The organism is Mycobacteroides abscessus ATCC 19977, assembly GCF_000069185.1.
Taxonomy (GTDB): domain Bacteria; phylum Actinomycetota; class Actinomycetes; order Mycobacteriales; family Mycobacteriaceae; genus Mycobacterium; species Mycobacterium abscessus.
On the sequence record NC_010397.1, the window covers coordinates 3,661,756 to 3,679,606 of the forward strand.

Annotated in this window: 18 protein-coding genes; 5 read left to right on the forward strand and 13 right to left on the reverse strand. The window is 64.8% G+C overall.

Annotation, left to right across the window (positions count from 1 at the left end; genetic code table 11):
• Both MAB_RS18320 and rfbD read right to left on the reverse strand, forming a co-directional pair.
• Nucleotides 1-915, reverse strand: coding sequence for a glycosyltransferase family 2 protein (locus MAB_RS18320; protein WP_005080828.1), 915 nt, complete (start codon nt 913-915; stop codon nt 1-3).
• A 21-nt stretch (nt 916-936) separates the two neighbouring features.
• A complete protein-coding gene (gene rfbD / locus MAB_RS18325) occupies nt 937-1,785 on the reverse strand; it encodes a dTDP-4-dehydrorhamnose reductase (protein WP_005111926.1) in 849 nt (282 codons plus the stop codon).
• Between the two features lie 120 nt (nt 1,786-1,905).
• Between rfbD and MAB_RS18330 the strand changes: the two genes are divergently transcribed.
• The 3 genes from MAB_RS18330 to MAB_RS18340 all read left to right on the forward strand — a co-directional run bounded on the left by MAB_RS18330 (nt 1,906) and on the right by MAB_RS18340 (nt 5,133).
• Entirely contained in the window at nt 1,906-3,411 is a 1,506-nt protein-coding gene (locus tag MAB_RS18330; RefSeq protein WP_005080824.1) for an LCP family protein, read from the forward strand.
• Entirely contained in the window at nt 3,411-4,094 is a 684-nt protein-coding gene (locus tag MAB_RS18335; protein WP_005111929.1) for a TIGR03089 family protein, read from the forward strand. Before MAB_RS18330 ends, MAB_RS18335 begins: the two co-directional genes overlap by 1 nt.
• A 157-nt stretch (nt 4,095-4,251) precedes the next feature.
• Nucleotides 4,252-5,133, forward strand: a complete 882-nt coding sequence (locus MAB_RS18340; RefSeq protein ID WP_005088417.1) for a DUF559 domain-containing protein — start codon at nt 4,252-4,254, stop codon at nt 5,131-5,133.
• 57 nt (nt 5,134-5,190) lie between these two features.
• Here MAB_RS18340 and MAB_RS18345 read toward each other — a convergent pair whose 3' ends face one another.
• From MAB_RS18345 to MAB_RS18365, 5 genes are all read right to left on the reverse strand, one after another.
• On the reverse strand, nt 5,191-6,354 hold the full coding sequence (locus MAB_RS18345) for an acyl-CoA dehydrogenase (protein ID WP_005080817.1): 1,164 nt from the start codon (nt 6,352-6,354) through the stop codon (nt 5,191-5,193).
• A 57-nt stretch (nt 6,355-6,411) separates the two neighbouring features.
• On the reverse strand, nt 6,412-6,912 hold the full coding sequence (gene purE, locus MAB_RS18350; RefSeq protein WP_005056214.1) for a 5-(carboxyamino)imidazole ribonucleotide mutase: 501 nt from the start codon (nt 6,910-6,912) through the stop codon (nt 6,412-6,414).
• 3 nt (nt 6,913-6,915) lie between these two features.
• Nucleotides 6,916-8,121: a 5-(carboxyamino)imidazole ribonucleotide synthase gene (locus tag MAB_RS18355; RefSeq protein WP_005056211.1), complete on the reverse strand. Its 1,206-nt coding sequence runs from the start codon at nt 8,119-8,121 to the stop codon at nt 6,916-6,918.
• 64 nt (nt 8,122-8,185) lie between these two features.
• Nucleotides 8,186-9,064 carry a TauD/TfdA dioxygenase family protein gene (locus MAB_RS18360; RefSeq protein ID WP_005088414.1) on the reverse strand — a complete coding sequence of 293 codons (879 nt, stop codon included), beginning with the start codon at nt 9,062-9,064 and terminating at the stop codon, nt 8,186-8,188.
• 22 nt (nt 9,065-9,086) lie between these two features.
• The gene (locus MAB_RS18365; RefSeq protein WP_005111932.1) at nt 9,087-10,061 is read right to left on the reverse strand and encodes a quinone oxidoreductase family protein; all 975 of its coding nucleotides are present in this window, start codon (nt 10,059-10,061) and stop codon (nt 9,087-9,089) included.
• A 100-nt stretch (nt 10,062-10,161) separates the two neighbouring features.
• On the opposite strand from MAB_RS18365, the gene MAB_RS18370 reads away from it, so the two are divergent.
• Nucleotides 10,162-11,181, forward strand: a complete 1,020-nt coding sequence (locus tag MAB_RS18370; protein ID WP_005080807.1) for an AraC family transcriptional regulator — start codon at nt 10,162-10,164, stop codon at nt 11,179-11,181.
• 74 nt (nt 11,182-11,255) lie between these two features.
• Entirely contained in the window at nt 11,256-11,984 is a 729-nt protein-coding gene (locus tag MAB_RS18375) for a GtrA family protein (protein ID WP_005056204.1), read from the forward strand.
• Here the strand turns inward: MAB_RS18375 and MAB_RS18380 are convergent.
• From MAB_RS18380 to MAB_RS18405, 6 genes are all read right to left on the reverse strand, one after another.
• Complete coding sequence (locus MAB_RS18380) at nt 11,900-12,457, reverse strand: PH domain-containing protein (RefSeq protein ID WP_005056202.1); 558 nt, start codon at nt 12,455-12,457, stop codon at nt 11,900-11,902. The two genes, MAB_RS18375 and MAB_RS18380, sit on opposite strands and share 85 nt — an antisense overlap.
• A gap of 11 nt (nt 12,458-12,468) precedes the next feature.
• Nucleotides 12,469-13,263, reverse strand: coding sequence for a biotin--[acetyl-CoA-carboxylase] ligase (locus MAB_RS18385; protein WP_005080805.1), 795 nt, complete (start codon nt 13,261-13,263; stop codon nt 12,469-12,471).
• A 20-nt stretch (nt 13,264-13,283) separates the two neighbouring features.
• Nucleotides 13,284-14,423 carry a 3-ketosteroid-9-alpha-monooxygenase, oxygenase component gene (locus tag MAB_RS18390; protein WP_005111935.1) on the reverse strand — a complete coding sequence of 380 codons (1,140 nt, stop codon included), beginning with the start codon at nt 14,421-14,423 and terminating at the stop codon, nt 13,284-13,286.
• 38 nt (nt 14,424-14,461) lie between these two features.
• On the reverse strand, nt 14,462-16,144 hold the full coding sequence (gene casI / locus MAB_RS18395) for a steroid-22-oyl-CoA synthetase (RefSeq protein ID WP_005088410.1): 1,683 nt from the start codon (nt 16,142-16,144) through the stop codon (nt 14,462-14,464).
• Nucleotides 16,141-16,698, reverse strand: a complete 558-nt coding sequence (locus tag MAB_RS18400) for a nuclear transport factor 2 family protein (protein ID WP_005080798.1) — start codon at nt 16,696-16,698, stop codon at nt 16,141-16,143. The genes casI and MAB_RS18400 overlap by 4 nt, the downstream gene beginning before the upstream one ends.
• 82 nt (nt 16,699-16,780) lie before the next feature.
• On the reverse strand, nt 16,781-17,812 hold the full coding sequence (locus MAB_RS18405) for a PucR family transcriptional regulator (RefSeq protein ID WP_005111939.1): 1,032 nt from the start codon (nt 17,810-17,812) through the stop codon (nt 16,781-16,783).
• Nucleotides 17,813-17,851 lie beyond the last annotated feature (39 nt).

The window sequence follows — 17,851 nt, forward strand, 5'->3', positions numbered from 1 at the left end:
TCACCCTCCTTGCTTATCCCGGCGCCGATTGGCGCGGATGGCCGCACGCACCACAATCGCAGATCGGGCCGCCAGCGCGCCCCGAATGCTCCAGCGCAAGGGCGCCTGCCACCAATGTGGATGCCGGTCGGATTGGAAAATATAGACGCTGTCGTGGTGCGCGCCCAGGCTGCGCGCCGGATCGCGCCCGGCCGCATGGCCTTTCGCGTGTACGACCTCAGAGCTGGGCGCGTATACGTTCTGCCAGCCGGCGCGTGCCAGCCGGTCACCGAGGTCGACGTCCTCCATGTACATGAAGTAGCGCGGGTCGAATCCGCCGATGGCGTCGAATGCCGTACGCCGCAGCAGTAGACACGATCCGGACAACCAGCCCACGACGCGTTCGGAAGGCTCCATCCGGTCCTGGCGGTATGCGGCGGTCCAGGGATTGGTGGACCACACCGAACCCAGTAGCGCATGCAGCGCACCGCCGGTGAGAGTCGGGACCACTCGCGCCGACGGATACACGGTGCCATCGGGCTCACGAATCAGCGGACCCACCGCCCCCGCGGCAGGCCAACGCTGCGCGACTTCCAACATCGCATCGATGCTTCCCGGTCCCCATTGCACATCGGGGTTGGCAATGACCACCCACTCGGCCGCGGGGTCGACCTGGGCGACCCCCAGATTGGCGGCCTTCCCATAACCGACGTTGCCTCCGGTACGGAGCAGCTCGACATCGGGCTCCTCCGCGGCCGCCTCTGGCGCGCCGTCGGTCGAGCCGTTATCGGCCAGGATCACTCGCAGTGGCAGATCCGTGGCATGGCGCAGCGTCCGCAGAAAGCGGTGGAGGTGCTCGCCGGGCGAGTACGTCACCGTCACCACGGCGACCTGACCGATCGCCGGGGAGTCGCTTACGCGATGAGGATCCAGCACGGTGCTAGAGGGTACCCATCCTTAGTTTGTGGCCAACGCCTCAGCCAACGCGTCCCGCCACGGACGCAACCGCGGCAACCCGGCATCGGCCCAGTGATCACCGTCCAGCGCGGTGTACGCCGGCCGCGGCGCCGGCCGCGGGAAGTCGACGGACAGGCAGGGCTGCAACCGGGAGGCGTCCGCTCCCACCAGCTCGAATACGGCCTTGGCCCATTCGAACCGGTTCACGTGGCCGCTGCCGGCGGCATGCAGGAAGGGTTCCCGGACATCCGAGGCCGCCAGGTCCAACAGTGCCTCGGCGAGGTCGACCGCGTACGTCGGAGAGCCGGTCTGGTCGGTCACCACCCGTACCGGCCCCTCGCCGGCCGCCAACCGCCGCATGACACCGACGAAGTCGCCGTTCACGCCGGTGTAGACCCAGGCGGTGCGGACCACCTGCGCTGACGGCAATACCCCGTGAACCGCGAGCTCCCCTGCCACCTTGGTACGTGCGTAGACACCCTGGGGAGCAGTGGCGTCACCCGGACGATAGGGCCGCGGGCCGGCGTCGCCGAACTCACCGTCGAATACATAGTCGGTGGAGATATGGATCAGCCTGGCACCCACGTCCCGGCAGGCCCGCGCCACACGCTCCGCGCCCTCGGCATTCACCGCATACGCCCTGGACTCGTCCTCCTCCGCCGCGTCGACGGCGGTATAGGCAGCACAGTTGATCACGATGTCACCCTCAGCAACTACTCCGTCCGGGGTACCGTCGCGTGTAATATCCCAGTCAGAGGACGTCAGGGCGCGAACGGGGAGGTCGCGTAGCTTTGCACGGGCAATGAGATGGGTGCCCAGTTGGCCACCCGCTCCGGTGATAACAAGCACACCTAGAGTCTGGCACGCCGAGTTCGCTTCCGAAGGATGGGCGGCACCCCGACGTAGCCTGAGTCAGGCCTAGGACTGTTGCCGGGCGAAGGCCCGGCCGGAGAGGAATGGACCGACATCGTGACTGATCCGCACGCTCGACGCGCGAGCGGCTCGTCGCAGGCGGAGCCGCCGCGCCCGCTGTGGCGGGGTATCGCGACGCTGGCAGCGGTCGCCGTCATGGTGATCACCGGTGCGGCCTGGGGAAAGATCGGCAACATCGATCCGAACATCGCCCGGTTCGATCTTCCCGGCTTGTTCGGCAACGCCGGCAAGCCCGATGACGGCGCGATCGACATTCTGATGGTCGGCGTCGACAGCCGTAGCGATGCACACGGCAACCCGCTCTCCCAGGAAGAGCTGTCCATGCTGCGTGCCGGCGACGAAACGGCCACCAACACCGACACCATCATCCTCATCCGCATCCCGAACAACGGAAAATCGGCGACGGCGATCTCCATCCCCCGTGACTCGTACGTCACCATCCCCGACGGCAGCAAGGGGAAGATCAACGGCGTCTACGGCGAGGCCAAGGAGAACGACAGACAGAAGCGCGTCGAGTCCGGCGAAACGCTAGAGGCCGCCGAGCGCGAGTCCGTGGACGCCGGCCGTTCGGCGCTGATCCAGACCGTCGGCAGGCTGACCGGCGTCACTGTCGATCGCTACGCCGAGGTCAGCATGCTCGGGTTCGTGCTGATGACGGATGCCCTGGGCGGAGTCAACGTGTGCCTCAACGAAGCGGTCTACGAACCGATGTCGGGTGCGGATTTCCCTGCGGGCCCGCAAACCCTCGACGGCCCCAACGCACTGAGTTTCGTGCGTCAACGCCACGACCTGCCACGCGGCGACCTCGACCGCGTGGTCCGGCAACAGGTGGTGATGTCGTCGTTGGCGCACTCGGCGCTCTCTGGCGGCACCCTGACCAACACCACTACGCTCGGCAAGCTGCGCGACGCGATCACCCGCACCGTGGTGCTGAGCCAGGGATGGGACGTCATGGACTTCATCCAGCAGCTACAGAAGCTGTCAGGGGGCAACGTCGCATTCGCGACGATCCCGATCCTGCGTGAGGACGGCTGGACCGAGGACGGCACCCAAAGCGTCGTGAAGGTGGACCCCGACCAGGTACGCAGCTGGGTGTCCGGCCTATTGGACCAGCAGGCGCAGGGCAAGACCGAGGAAGCCACCTACTCCAAGGACCAGACGACCGCCGATGTCGTGAACGAGACCCAGATCAACGGGCTCGCTGCCGCGGTATCGGAACTGTTGGTGGGCAAGGGATTCACCGCAGGCAAGGTCGGCAACAACGAGAGCGATCACGTGGGCAGCAGCCAGGTGCAGGCCGCGCAACAGGACGACGTGGGCGCCAAGGCGGTAGCCGAGGCGCTGGGCCTCCCGGTGGTGGAGAAGCAGGGCATCGCCGAACACACCGTCCGGGTGGTGCTGTCCAAGGATTACCAAGGGCCTGGGTCTGGCCGCGAAACCACTCCTGCCGCTTCGGAAACCGGCTCTACGGAAGAAGACGCGCCGCCCCCTCCCCCGTCGCCGATTTTCACCGCGGCCAATGGCCCGCGTTGCGTCAACTGATGACGACGCTGACCGCGCTCCTGCTGGGCGACGTGAACAATCCCAGCCCACGGATCACCTACTACGACGACGCCACCGGCGAACGCATCGAACTCTCGACGGTGACGCTGGCCAACTGGGCCGCCAAGACCGCCAACATGCTGCGCGACGAGTTCGGTGCGGGCCCCGGGTCCACGGTGGCGGTGCGTCTGCCAGCACACTGGCAGACCGCGGGCGTACTGCTTGGAATTTGGTGGGCCGGTGCAGAACTGGTGTTCGGCGACGCCAGCACCGATGTGGCGTTCTGCACGCTCGGTGACGAACCGGATGCCAATGAGGTGTGCGTGCTGTCCCTGGATGCGTTCGGACGGCCGGTACCCGATCTACCGCTCGGACTGACCGACTATGCGACGGCGGTACGGGTGCACGGTGACCGGTTCACCCCCGCGGGCGCCGGACCGGCGGTGGATGGCCGCCCGGTGGACGAGGTCGCCGCTGCCGCTCGAGAAAGCGCTGTGGCACAGGGCATCACCGGCGGTGACCGGGTATTGAGCTCCGGCGCGTGGGACTCTCTCGAGGCGCTGATCAGCACTCTGCTGGCGGTGCTCATCACCGGGGCGTCGCTGGTTCAGGTGGCCAATCCCGACACTGCCGCGCAAGAACGGCGTGTGGCCTCCGAGAAGGTCACCAAGACCCTCCCCTAGCGCCCTAGCCCTAGCTCTAGCCCTCCCTGAGCGCGAGCATGCCCAAATGTCCCGAATTCCGCGCATTTGTGGAGTATTTGAGCATGCTCGCCGCCTTATCCACAGACGCGCGGAGACCGGTGCTGGAAGCCAACGGCCGTGCCAAGCTGCTCTCACTATGCATCCGTCCATTCGCGCGCTGTTCCACGGTCGCGGAGCGATACGCGCGGGAGAGCTACAGGAAATACTCTCCGCAAAGCGAATCTCGTCGCTGATACGCGACGGCCACCTGCACCGGCCGTGGCATGGCGTCTACACACTGCCGAATCCGACAGTGGAGATCCAGCTGCGAGCACTCGATCTAGTAGCGGACGCTCACGTGCCTGTCTGCATGGGAACGGCTGCGGCCAGCTACGGCTTCGACACCGAACGAGACGGCGCGCTCCACGTGATCAATCCGGTGCCCGGCCAGCTGAGACCGCGCCCCAATCTCGTAGTCCACCAGCGTCTGGGAGCCCCCTTGCGGTATGTCGACGGGCGGTTGACCACCGCACCCGACTGGACCGCCATCGAGATCGCGCGAACACTCAGACCGTCGCGCGCCATCGGAACACTCGATGCCGCCTTGCGGTCCGGGCATTGCTCACCCGGCGGATTGCGACATGCCGCACGAATGCAGGCAGGACGTCGTGGAATTGTCCATGTTCGCGGCCTGCTGACCCACGCGGATGGCAGGTCCGAATCGCCTATGGAGAGCGAGACGCGTTTGCTATTCATCGATTCCGGAGTTCCGGCGCCCGAACTTCAGGCAACGATCTGCGACCGCTACGGAACAGTGTGGCGTGTGGACTTCCTGTGGCGTTCAGCCCGCCTCATCGGCGAATACGACAGCGACGAATGGCACAGCGGTCCGGCAGCCATGCGCAAGGACAAACTCAAAACGGCGCGCTTACAAGAATGCGGCTGGACGGTCATTCCTATTACCGTCGACGACATTCGGCGTCATCGGGACGAGCTTGTTGCACGAATCAACACCCATCTGCGTCATCACGCCGCGTGAACATGCCCAAATGTGCCGAATATCCGCATATTTAGGCACATTTGGGCATGCTCGGCGTTAGGACGTGAGCAGCGCGCGGCTCATGACGACGCGCTGGATCTGGTTGGTGCCCTCGTAGATCTGAGTGATCTTGGCATCACGCATCATGCGCTCCACCGGAAAATCGGTGGTGTATCCGGCGCCGCCGAACAGCTGTACGGCGTCGGTGGTGACCTCCATGGCCACATCGCTGGCAAAACATTTGGACGCCGAGGAGATGAAGCCCAGGTTCTTCTCGCCGCGCTCGGCGCGGGCGGCGGCGGTGTACACCATGAGGCGCGCGGCCTCGACCTTCATCGCCATGTCAGCCAGCATGAACTGCACGCCCTGGAAGTCGCTGATGGACTTGCCGAACTGCTTGCGGTCCTTGGTGTAGGCGATGGCCTGGTCCAACGCTCCCTGCGCGATGCCGAGCGCCTGGGCCCCGATGGTGGGGCGGGTGTGGTCGAGCGTCTGAAGCGCCGTCTTGAATCCGGTGCCCGGTTCGCCGATGATGCGGTCGCCCGGGATACGACAGTTCTCGAAGTACAGCTCCGCGGTCGGCGAGCCCTTGATGCCCAGCTTGTGCTCCAGCGGACCGACAGTGAATCCTTCATCGTCCTTGTGCACCATGAAGGCCGAGATGCCGTTGGCCTTCTTCTCCGGATCGGTCACCGCCATGACGGTGTACCAGGACGACTTTCCGCCGTTGGTGATCCAGCACTTGGACCCGTTGATGATCCAGTCATCGCCGTCGGCCTTCGCGCGGGTGCGCATGCTCGCGGCATCACTTCCGGCCTCCCGCTCGGACAGCGCGTAGGAGGCCATCGCCTCGCCGCTGGCGATCGCGGGCAGCACCTGCTTCTTCAGCTCATCGGAGCCGTTGAGGATCAGCCCCATGGTGCCGAGCTTGTTGACGGCAGGGATCAGCGAGGACGAGGCACACACCCGGGCCACCTCTTCGATGACAATGCAGGCGGCCACGCTGTCGGCACCCTGACCGTCGTACTCCTCCGGCACGTGCACGGCATTGAAACCGGACGCGACCAGCGCGTCGAGGGCCTCCTGCGGGAAGCGTGCCTTCTCGTCGACGTCCTTGGCGTGCGGTGCGATCTCTTTCTCGGCCAGTCCCCGGATCGCCGCACGCAGCTCGTCGTGCTCCTCGCCCAACTTGAACAGGTCAAACGACGGGTTCCCAGCCATCACAGCCTCCAGAGTCGATCAAAGTTAGTCGGCATTAACTGTACGTCACGGTCAAATCTAGTCCTCCAACAGTCTGCGCCGCAGAGCCTCGTCTTTCTCCAGAACGGTGGCTTCCATGCTCGCCTGGAAGGCAACGACCTTGTCCCGCAGCGCGGTATCGGCCACGCCGAGGATTCGCGCGGCAAGCAACCCGGCGTTGCGGGCGCCGCCGATAGACACCGTCGCGACCGGCACGCCCGCGGGCATCTGCACGATCGAAAGCAACGAATCGAGGCCGTCCAGCCGCGCCAGCGGCACCGGGACACCGATCACCGGCAACGGTGTGGCGGAGGCCACCATTCCGGGCAGATGTGCCGCACCACCGGCACCGGCGATGATGACCTCGATGCCCCGGCCGGCGGCCGACTGTGCGTACTGCAACATGCGCCCCGGCGTGCGGTGCGCAGAGACAACACCGACCTCGAATGGAATCTCGAACTCCGCCAAGGCGTTCGCGGCATCCGACATCACCGACCAGTCGCTGTCGCTACCCATGATCAGGCCGACCCGTGCGCTCACGTTCTAGTGTCCTTCCCATCCATCGGTCCATACCGCGTGCGACAACCAGTGCGCGGCACGCTCCGCGCGCTCACGCACCTCTGCCACATATCCCGGATCTGCCAGCGAACCATCCTCGCGGCCTTGGATATTCACATGTCCGAGCTTGCGGCCCGGGCGCTCGCCCTTGCCGTACAGGTGCACCTTTGCCTCCGGGATGCGGCCCATCAGGTGATGCATCCGTTCGTCGAGCGACATCGCGGGCGTCTGCGGAGCGCCCAATACATTCGCCATGACGGTAACGGGAGCCAGTGGTTCGGTGGATCCGAGCGGGTAATCGAGCACCGCACGCAGGTGCTGCTCGAACTGTCCGGTGCGCGCCCCGTCCATGCTCCAATGCCCCGAGTTGTGCGGTCGCATCGCCAATTCGTTGACCAAGAGCCGGCCGTCGTTGGTCTCGAACAGCTCCACCGCCAGACACCCCGTCACGCCAAGCTCGTTGGCGATCCGCAGCGCGAGCTGCTCGGCCTGCAGCGCCAGCTCCTCGGGCAGCTGCGGAGCCGGCGCGATCACCACGGCGCAAATGCCTTCGCGCTGAACGGTTTCCACCACCGGCCAGGCGGCACCCTGCCCAAAGGGCGAACGGGCCACCATCGCCGAAAGCTCGCGGCGCATGTCGACGCGCTCCTCGGCCAATAGCTCGACACCCGCGGCCAGCTGTTCGGCGGCCACTGTGCGCGCCTCATCGAGAGTGTCGGTGATCCATACGCCACGGCCGTCGTAACCGCCGCGCACCGCCTTCAGCACGACGTGGCTGCCCGTCTCCGCGGCGAATCGTTCGACATCGGAGACAGCCCGAATGTCGGCGAATCCCGGCACCGGCGCACCAATGTCCCGCAGCTTGCGCCGCATGAGCGTCTTGTCCTGCGCGTAGATGAGGGCCGACGGCGGCGGCTGCACGTTGACGCCCTCGCCCTGCAGGGTCTCCAGGAACGCGGTCGGAACATGCTCGTGGTCAAAGGTGACGACGGTGGCATCCTTGGCCGCCCGGCGCAGATCGTCCAGCTCGGTATGCGAACCAAGCACGATATCGGGGGTTACCTGCGCCGCCGGCTCGTCGGCGGCGTGGGCGAGTACCCGCAGGGTCTGACCCAGGGCGATCGACGCCTGGTGGGTCATCCGGGCCAGCTGACCGCCACCGATCATGGTGACCACGGGAGTCGCGGACACGGATGAGCCGCTTGCGCGAAGACCATCAGACACAGACATATGTTGTCATGCGGACCGCGGCGCCCTATGAGAACGGTATGTCTCCGCAAATACCGGCTCGTTCCATCTTGCGCACGGCGGGCCAATAGTCCTGAACCGCATAGTGTTGCGTTGACCGGTTGTCCCAGATCGCGACGCTGTTGGGCGTCCAGCGCCACCGCACCTGGAATTCGGGCACCGTGGCCTGACGCATCAGATACTGCAGCAGCTCCGAGGCACCGGGCGCGTAGTCGATACCGAATCGCACATTCTCCGGACGGTGGTAGTTCACCAGGTGGGTGGTGAAGGAGTTCACAAACAGGATCTCCTCGCCTGTTTCCGGGTGAGTACGTACCACCGGGTGCTCAGCGTCGGGGTATCGCTCGTGCAGTTCATGACGCTGTCGCATCGACATGGCGGCGCCGAAGCTGGCCTCGATCGAATGCCGAGCCCGCAGGTCACGTATTCGGTCGCGCACGGCGGCAGGCAGCCGCCGATACGCCTCCACCATGTTCACCCAGATGGTGTCTCCACCCACCGGCGGTGTTTCGACGCAGCGCAGCACAGCTCCCATCGGCGGGCTCTCCCGCCAGGTCGCATCGCAGTGGTAGGAGTTCTCGTAATGTTCTGGAGCACTGTCGATCTCCTTGTAGATCCGCACCAAACCCGGATGATCGGGATCGCTGCCCGCGACGGGATGGTCTTCCAGCGGCCCGAATCGCCGAGCCAACGCAACATGTTCGCCGCGAGTGATGTTCTGATCACGCAGAAACAGCACCTTGTGTTCCAACAGCAGCGTGCGGATTTCGCCGAAAAGCTCATCACTGCGCGAAGCTTCGGCCAGATCGACGTCGAACAGCTCGGCGCCTATGGTGCACGTCAACGGCTGTACCCGGATCTTACTCAGCGGGGCAACACCATTCATGACATTTCCTTTCCCTCGAAGGTCACAACGCGAAGATGGACTGACCGATGATCGCGCCGGATTCCATATCCCGATGAGCCGTCACGGCTTCCTCAAGTGAGTAGCGGCGCCCGATGTCGACGCGAATCCGGCCGGCGCCAACATGTCCGAACAGCTCGCCCGCTAGCTCGGCGCGCTCGGCCGGGTCGGCGATGTAGTCGGCCAGCGCCGGCCTGGTCACAAATAGGGACCCCTTGGCCGCCAACTGCATCGCGTCGATGGACGGTATCGGTCCCGACGCCGTGCCGAAGCACACCAACAGGCCCCGGGGCGATAACGAGTCGAGCGACGATTGGTACGTGGCCTTGCCTATGCCGTCGTAGACGACGGGGACGCCGACCCCACCGGTGATTTCCCGAACACGCCGCGGGACGTCCTCGCGCGGGTAGATCAGTACATGGGCACAGCCGTTAGCCCGAGCGATCTCGGCCTTTTCCTCGTTCGAAACGGTACCAATAACGTTGACGCCCAGCAGATTCGCCCATTGCAGGAACAGCAGTCCGACGCCGCCCGCGGCCGCATGCAGCAGCACAGTGTCACCGGCACGCAGCGGATGGATTCGCCGCAGCAGGTATGCAGTGGTCAGCCCACGCATCGTGATAGCCGCCGCCGTATCACAGGAGATGCCGTCGGGCAGACCGATCAGATGTGCGGCGGGCATCACGCGCTCGGTGCTGTAAGCACCCAGCGGGCTGCCCGTGTAGGTGACGCGGTCCCCCGGACCGAATTGCGATACGCCCGGCCCGACGGCTTCGATGATCCCTGAGCCCGCCACCCCCATCCCCGCGGGCAGTGCCACCGGGTACACCCCCGTGCGGAAATAGACGTCCGCGAAATTCAACCCCACGGCGTGATGCCGGATCCTCACCTCGCCGGGACCTGGTGCGCCAACCTGGACGTTCTCCCCGCGAAGAACCTCGGGTCCCCCGGTTTCGTGAATCCGCACTGCGTAGGCCATGGCCCGCCTTTCATCCGTCTCGTGTGTATCTCCGACGTTAGGGAGGCGAGAGGGGGGATACTTATCTTTACGAGACAGGTTTCTATTCATTTAGGGACATATGAACATCCGACTGGTTCGGTTCGCGGCGTTGAGCGGGTACGTCGACGTAGCCAGGGCATCCGGTCTGGATCCGGCGCGAATGATGCGGGAGCACGGTCTGGACCCGGCGGGCCTCGCCCAACCCGATCGCCGGGTGGCCGCCGACGCCGTCATCGCGCTCCTGGAGGCCTCCGCCGACGCCAGCGGAGTGGATGACTTCGGTCTCAGACTCGCCGAACGGAGGCGACTATCCAGCCTCGGCCCGCTCAGCCTGGCGCTACGGGAACAGCCCACCGTGCGCGACGTCGTCGCGATGCTGTGTCGGTACGAATCGATGTACAACGAGTCCTTGCGGATCCGGGTTGTCGAGCGCGACGGAATCGCCGCCGTCCGGCTGGCCCTTGACGCCGGGGGTGCCGCCGCCACCCAATCCACCGATTTGGCACTCGCCGCTCTTGCCGGAGTGCTACGCACCTTCTTGAGCAACACGTGGCATCCGCTGCGGGTCAATCTGCGCCGGCCGAAGCCCTCGGCCCCCGCCATGCATCACCGCATCTTCGGGCCACGCATCGAGTTCGCGCAGCAGCTCGACGAGATCGTCGTCTACACCTCCGATCTCGACCGCCGGAACGACAGTTTCGACCCGCTACTGCGCCAGTACAGCCAGGCGGTCCTTGAGCCGCCGGAAAGGCCTGGCGACACGACAACCACCGATCGTGTCCGAGATCTCATCGAGGTGCTGCTGCCCCTCGGCCGTTGCTCGGTCGAACAGGTCGCCCAGGGCCTGGGAGTCGACCGGCGGACGGTTCACCGGCAGCTGGCCAGCGAGGGCACGAGCTTCAGCGCTCTGTTGGACACCATCCGGCTCGATTTGGCCGATCACCTCGTCACGAGCGATCGCCACAGCCTGACCGAGATCTCCGAAATGCTGGCGTTTTCATCACCAAGCAACTTCAGTCGGTGGTTTCGCGGGCATCGCGCGATGAGCCCCCGCACCTGGCGAAACCTGCGTGCCGACGCGATCGCCGCGCACAGCTGAACCGGCGGCCAATACTCAACGAGGTCCGCCGACCGCTTCGCACTGCCCTGCCATCTTCCGTACACTCGCCATTTGTGTCTTTCGCCGATGCCACCATCGCCCGGCTACCCCGGTTCATCCGGCCTGTCGCCGAGCGACACCATGAGCTGATCAAGTTCGGCATCGTCGGCGCCACCACCTTCATCATCGACTCGGGCATCTTCTATCTGCTCAAGCTGACGGTCCTGGAGTCCAAGCCCCTCACCGCGAAAATCATCTCCGGCATCATCGCCGTCATCGCCTCCTACATCCTCAATAGGGAGTGGAGTTTCCGTGACCGAGGCGGCCGGGAGCGGCACCATGAGGCGCTGCTCTTCTTCGCCTTCAGCGGTATGGGCGTGATCATCGCGATGATTCCGCTGTGGGTCTCGAGTTACATCTTCGAGTTGCGCGTACCGAACGTGAGCCTCACGGTCGAGAACATCGCCGACTTCATCAGCGCATATATCATCGGAAATCTGCTACAGATGGCGTTCCGATTCTGGGCCTTCCGCCGCTGGGTCTTCCCTGACGAGTTCGGTCGTCATCCGGACCAGCCGGTGTCCCTGGTGACCAGCGAGTCCTCTGAGGCGGACGAGCCCGAGAATGTCACACCGCTGCATCCTCATTCGGGCCTGCCGAACAGCGCCACCGTCCATCACGGCACCGAAGTGGGCCGCGGCCTCTACGGCTCAGCGCATCATGTGGCGGGCGGCCGTTCCCGGCCGCGCCCGGTGGAGCGGCTATCGCCCTCTTCGGAACCGAGGGTGTCGAAAACCTCGTGATACAGCAGCGAGTGGACGTATTCCACTCGCGGTATCTCGTGGAATTCCAGCGGGTCCTGTGAGGCCGACTCGATGATCAGCGTGCCGGTGCGCAGAATTCTGTCCACCAGGCCATGACGGAACTCGACACTGTTGATCCGCGCCAGCGGAATATCTATCCCGGAGCGGCTCAACAACCCGTGACGGAACATCACTCGCCGGTCGGTGATGACGAAATGGGTGGTCAACCAGTTCAGGAACGGCCAGAGGCTGAGCCAGCCGACCAGCACCAGCCAGACCACCCCGATCGCGATCATCACCACATTCTTCGCGGTGGACTGCCAGTCCGTGTTGTCGACCATCGCTGCCACGAAGGCCGCGATACCCGTGGACAGAATCAGCACCAGCGCCGGGCCGATCAACCGCTTCCAGTGTGGATGGCGGTGCAGCACCACCTGCTCGTCATCGGCGAGCACATTTTCCGGATACCCCACGTGCAGCGACCTTACTGGTCGCCGAGCGGGCGCAGATGCGTAATATCGCCCGCCGTGACCGCGGTGACCGTGCCGTCAGCAGCCTCGATGCGCAGCTGCCCGTCGTTGCCCAGTCCGACCGCGACCCCGACCAGTTCGCGCTCACCCGGCAGTTCGGCACGCACCCGCGACCCCAGGGTGACACTGCGCTCGCGGTAGTCCTCCAGCAGCCGCTCGTCCAGCCCGCGCGCGGCACGCCAGTGCTCGATGCGGCCGCCGAGCTCACGCAGTACCGCACGCGCCAACTCGTCGCGGTCCGGGTCGGCCCAGCCGAGAATCGTCAGGGATGTTGCATTGGGATCGGGCAGCTCGTGCTGGGCAAAAGTGGCATTGAGCCCGAGCCCGAGCACGATGGCCTGGTGTGGCGTGGCGACCTCAGCGAGAATTCCGCACAACTTGCGCCCATCGACCAGCACATCATTGGGCCACTTGAGCCCGGCCTGGATTCCACTGACCTCGGCGACGGCATCGACAATCGCCACTCCGGCCAAGAGCGGCACCAGCCCCCACCGGTCCGGCGGCACCTCGCCCACTCCGATACCCACCGACATGGACAGCTGCGTGTGGGCGGGGGCGCCCCAGGAACGGCCGTGGCGTCCACGCCCTGCGGTCTGATGCTCGGCGAGCAGCACGACGCCGTCGATGTCCTCCCCCGCCGCGGCGCGCGTCACCAGATCGGCATTGGTAGATCCGGTTTCCTCAACGACGTCGATGCGTCGCCAGTGGCCGCCGGGGCTGTCGGTGAGAGTCAATCTGTCCGAAGTCACGGGCCCCAGCCTAAGGCTGGTCAGTGCGACGCGGTGGCAGCATGCTCCACCAGGTTCTCCTCGACCTCGTGCACCCACACACCATGGGCGTGTGTGGTATCCACCTCAAGCTCGAATCGCTCAGTCATATCAGAAGTGACATCGGCCAGATCCACGTAGAACTGCTCATACCAACGACGATGCTGGTACACGGCGCCGTCCTCGTGGGTCAGCAAGGGATTGTCGATACGCGTTTTGTTCTTCCAGATCTCGACATCTTCGAGGAACCCATCCCCGAACGACTTGGCCATCGCGGCAGCGAGCTTGCGCGCGTTATCGGGCGGCAGGTCGGGCATCTCCTGGATGGCGACACCCCACTGCAAGACAAAGGAGTCGTGTGTCACCGGATAGTGGCAATTGATGAGTGCCACCTCGACAGTGAATCCGGGGCCGAGGTCGTTGTGAATCCAGTCGATCATGTACGCGGGCCCAAAATATGTGGCCTCCGAGCGCACACCGGTTCCTTCCCAGAGTTTCTCGGGATTCGGAACATAGTCCGGACGCGGCTTCGATTCCATGAACTGGCTGGCGGTCTGCCCCTCGATCACATTCTTGAAATACGTCGGATACGCGTGATGGATGTAGAAGAAGTGCGCCATATCCACGTTGTTGTCGACGATCTCCCGGCAGTGTGATCCCTCGATGAGAATCGAATTCCATTGCCAGGGAGACCATTTACCCTCCCCGTAACCCTCGATGGTCGGCGGGGTGAGCTCGGCCGGTGGCGCGGAACCTTCGGGGTCGTGCCACACCAGGAGTTGACCGTTTACCTCGAGCGTGGGCCAGCTGCGGGTACGGGCGAGCTTCGGGGTGCGCTTGGCGTACGGCACCAATGTGCACCTACCGTCGCCGCCCCACCGCCAATCATGAAAAGGACAGGCCACGGTGTCGTCCTTGACGGTGCCCTGCGACAGGTCGCCTCCCATATGCCGGCAATAACCGTCCAGCACCTTGATATCGCCATGCGAATCGGCGAACACCACCAACTTGGTGCCAAACGCCTCGATACCGTGCGGTTGCCCGTCAAGGAAGGTCTCGGCCAGACCCAGGCAGTGCCACCCCCGGGCAAACCTAGTCATCGGTGCGCCGCTGTCGATTTCACGAATCGCGCCGTCAGTCATGGGGGCCGTCCTTTCGCTGACTGGTTCCATACTGCGCTCTAGAGCAGCCGTTGTCGTCCATACACCGCGAACTGAGCATCGAGTGCGGTTTTGTCATCTGAACTCATCCGCAGGAAAACCGGGCCGCCCCTTCCCACCCAGCGGAAGACGGGTTCGTCGGTATGCCAGCGCTGCTCCTGCAGTTCGCGCTTGAGCACCTTGTTCGAGCCGGTGACCGGCAAGTTGGCCGATATCCGCAGGAACCGCGGAATGCCCTTGCTGCCCAGTTCTTCTTGCGCCGAGAGGTACTGGGTGAACCCATCCACATCGAACGAATCCGGCTCGGCCACCTCGATGGAGGCCATCACCTGGTCACCTGAACGCGGGTCAGGAACCGCGTACACCCCCGCCGCGATCACCAACGGGTGGCGTCGCAGTACCCGCTCAACGGTGAGTGCCGACATGTTCTCTCCGTCGACGCGAATCCAATCGCCACGGCGTCCCGCGAAGTAGATGAACCCCGCGGCATCGAGATAGCCGAGATCACCCGTCCAGTACCACCCGTTGCGGATGCGGTCGGCATCGGCGTCATCATTGTTGTAATAGCCCTCGAATCCGCGTCTACCCTGTTTGTCGACAATCTCACCGACAGCCGCGTCGGCGTTGAGCACGCGTCCGTGTTGATCGAAAACCGCTGCGGCACAGTCCTGCAACGTCTCAGGATCGACCACCACCACACCCTCGTGAGCGGGGCGCCCCAGCGCACCCGGAGGTGCGGCGGGATCTAGCACCACCGCTCCCCCACCCTCGCTGGAACCGTAACCCTCGAACAGCTCCGCACCGAACCGTCGCCGGAATTGGGCCTGGTCTTCGGGCGAGGCCTCGGTGCCGAAGCCGCGCGCCAGCTGGTTATCGGCGTCATCGGCCCGCTCCGGCGTGGCCAACAGGTATCCCAGCGCCTTGCCGACGTACGTGAAAAACGTAGCGCCGAAGTACCGGACATCGGGTAAGAAACGTGACGCCGAGAACGTGGGCGTCAAACACACCGTGGCGCCGTTGGCCAGCGCCGGGGCCCACAACGCCATCAACGCGTTCCCGTGGAACAACGGCATGCAGCAATAGTCGACATCCGAGCGCACATGCCCGAACTTCTCGGTGGCCAGGTGAGCGATCTGAGCGAGCCGCCCCTGACTGCACTTCACCGCTTTGGAGGCCCCGGTGGTGCCTGAGGTAAACAGCAACAGGAGTAATGAATCCGCGCCGACGCCTTCGGAAGCCTGTGCTGTGCAGCGACTCTCGGCAATGCGCTGCAGATATTCGGGGCTATCGATCACCAGCAGACGATCCGCGCTCAGACCTAGCTCAAGGCTCTGTAGCCGCCCCAGATGCGCGGTGTCCGTGACGATCAGCTGACAGTCGGTGTGCCGGATCTCGGCGGCCATTTCCGCGGGACCACGGGTTGGGTTGATCCCCACGATCGTGGCCCCCGCGAGGGCGGCACCGCCCAGCCAAAAGACGAAGTCGGGCACGTTGTCCAACAGCACGCCGATATGGAAGGGCCCGTCCGCCCGCAGCTTCCGGGCCAGCGCGCCCCGCGCGGCGGATTCATCGACAACCTGATCCCATGTCCAGTCGCGATCGCGGGTGCGTAGCCCCAGATGACTGTCGCCAACACGATCCAGAAGCATGGCCGCGATGTCGACTCGGGGCACGCCGGCGCGGGGAACGGACACAGCGGTCATAGCGCCGATGATGCACCCTTCAGATCCCGATACTCCTGGGGCAGCTCCTCCGGAACCAACTTGGTGATACTCACCGGTCCCGAGTGATATGAGTCCTCGCCCTCGATGAAACCGTCGGCGTCGACGGGCCACAGGACCAATTGACGGAACACCAACAGGTAGTCGGCGCTGAGATCCTCGATCGCGAACCCCATGCTTTTGGCGACCGCCCCCGGATAGATCTGTTTGAGGAATCCCTCGGTGACAACGCAATCATCGTCGACCAGGAGGCGATCCATCGCGAACTCCATGACACTCATCCGTTCCCGCACCAGACCCGCGTAGTAGGTGCGGACACCGTCGCGCCCCTTCGGGCCGAAGTCCTGACCGTCCATCCAGAAGTGGTAGTTCGGGTTCGCGCTGAGGGTGTCGATCAGCCCGTCGAGATCGGCGTCGCGCTCCAGTTTCATGTGGCGCAACACTGCGCCCAGCACCACCCTGTGACGCTCGTTTATCGTTGCGGCAAGCCGCTTTTCAACCATTTCCCAGGTACGTTCGGTGTCGATGACTGCCATGGATCAATCGTGTCGGCCGGCACCCTCGATGTCATCCGACAGCTGTCGAGAAATACCCGGGCGACATCCGACACGCGGCGGTCTAGCCACCCGCCAACTCGGTGGCGGACAGCGATACGCGTCGTAGCATCAACGCGAAGGTGGCCAGAAATCGGTCGATAGGGTCGTCCAGGTCCCAGCCCATTGACCGCTCGACATGCTGGATGCGTGCGGCGACCGTGCTGTGGTGCAGATGTAGTTCCGTCGCGGTGCGACGCAACGTGCCGTATTGGCAGAGCGCCTCCAACGTGTCCACCTCGGCGGCACCGGCCGCCGTCGACGCGATCTGGTTGATACGCACCACATCATCAATCTCGCGCACGCGCTCCACCGGAATATCGGCGAGGACCTCCAGCAGACTGAGCCGCTCGTAGGCAATGGCGCGGCGACCGAAACCCGTGGACGAGGCGAAGCGCAGTGCCCGCTGGGCCTGGTTCCATGATGTGGATGCCTCGAGGACGGCGACACTCGCCCCTATGCCAAGCCATGGGCCCCGCTCCGAGTGCGCCGAGGCCGGAAACTCGTCGACGATCACCTCGTTCAGGTGATCCGACAGTGATGTGGTGTCCCGGGCCGACTGGCACAACACAGCGCCGACTCGGCCGATGGTGGCCGTCCGGATCGATTGGCCGGGCAGGGCCTTGGCGAGAAGCCTCGTGGCGCTCCCGGGCGACGAGGTCGCCAGCACGCGCAGCTCACGTGTGGCGTCGAGCCCCAGAAGACGCGCCGCGCGCGCCCGCTCTTCGGGCTTCGCTTCTCCCGATAACAGCAGTTCGATCAGGGCAGGGTCGTCGATACGTAGCGAGGTAGCCCCCTGGGCGGGCACCGCTCGGTTCAGTCGGTTCAGCAGATGACGCAGCCGGTGCAGCAGCAGCTCGTCGGTGGCCCGGGCCGGACCCTCCCGCTCCAGCCATACCGTGGGCTCTGTCGCATCGGACCACCGCACACCCACCGGGCATCCGGCCAGCTCTGCCGCCGCACGCAGCGCGGCCTCGGCATCCGCGACGTCAAGACGGTCGAAATGGGACACGATCGTGAACACCTCGTCGGCATCCAATGCAGGCTGTTTGTCCATCTCCTTCTATCTACCGCGATCGGCGGACATCTCTTCGTG

Bases quoted from the DNA above. Each gene is read 5' to 3' on its own strand.
- MAB_RS18335 (WP_005111929.1), top strand. From the start codon at position 3,411: ATGACGACGCTGACCGCGCTCCTGCTGGGCGACGTGAACAATCCCAGC.
- MAB_RS18340 (WP_005088417.1), top strand. From the start codon at position 4,252: ATGCATCCGTCCATTCGCGCGCTGTTCCACGGTCGCGGAGCGATACGC.
- MAB_RS18345 (WP_005080817.1), bottom strand. From the start codon at position 6,354: ATGGCTGGGAACCCGTCGTTTGACCTGTTCAAGTTGGGCGAGGAGCAC.
- MAB_RS18360 (WP_005088414.1), bottom strand. From the start codon at position 9,064: ATGAATGGTGTTGCCCCGCTGAGTAAGATCCGGGTACAGCCGTTGACG.
- MAB_RS18365 (WP_005111932.1), bottom strand. From the start codon at position 10,061: ATGGCCTACGCAGTGCGGATTCACGAAACCGGGGGACCCGAGGTTCTT.
- MAB_RS18370 (WP_005080807.1), top strand. From the start codon at position 10,162: ATGAACATCCGACTGGTTCGGTTCGCGGCGTTGAGCGGGTACGTCGAC.
- MAB_RS18390 (WP_005111935.1), bottom strand. From the start codon at position 14,423: ATGACTGACGGCGCGATTCGTGAAATCGACAGCGGCGCACCGATGACT.
- casI (WP_005088410.1), bottom strand. From the start codon at position 16,144: ATGACCGCTGTGTCCGTTCCCCGCGCCGGCGTGCCCCGAGTCGACATC.
- MAB_RS18400 (WP_005080798.1), bottom strand. From the start codon at position 16,698: ATGGCAGTCATCGACACCGAACGTACCTGGGAAATGGTTGAAAAGCGG.
- MAB_RS18405 (WP_005111939.1), bottom strand. From the start codon at position 17,812: ATGGACAAACAGCCTGCATTGGATGCCGACGAGGTGTTCACGATCGTG.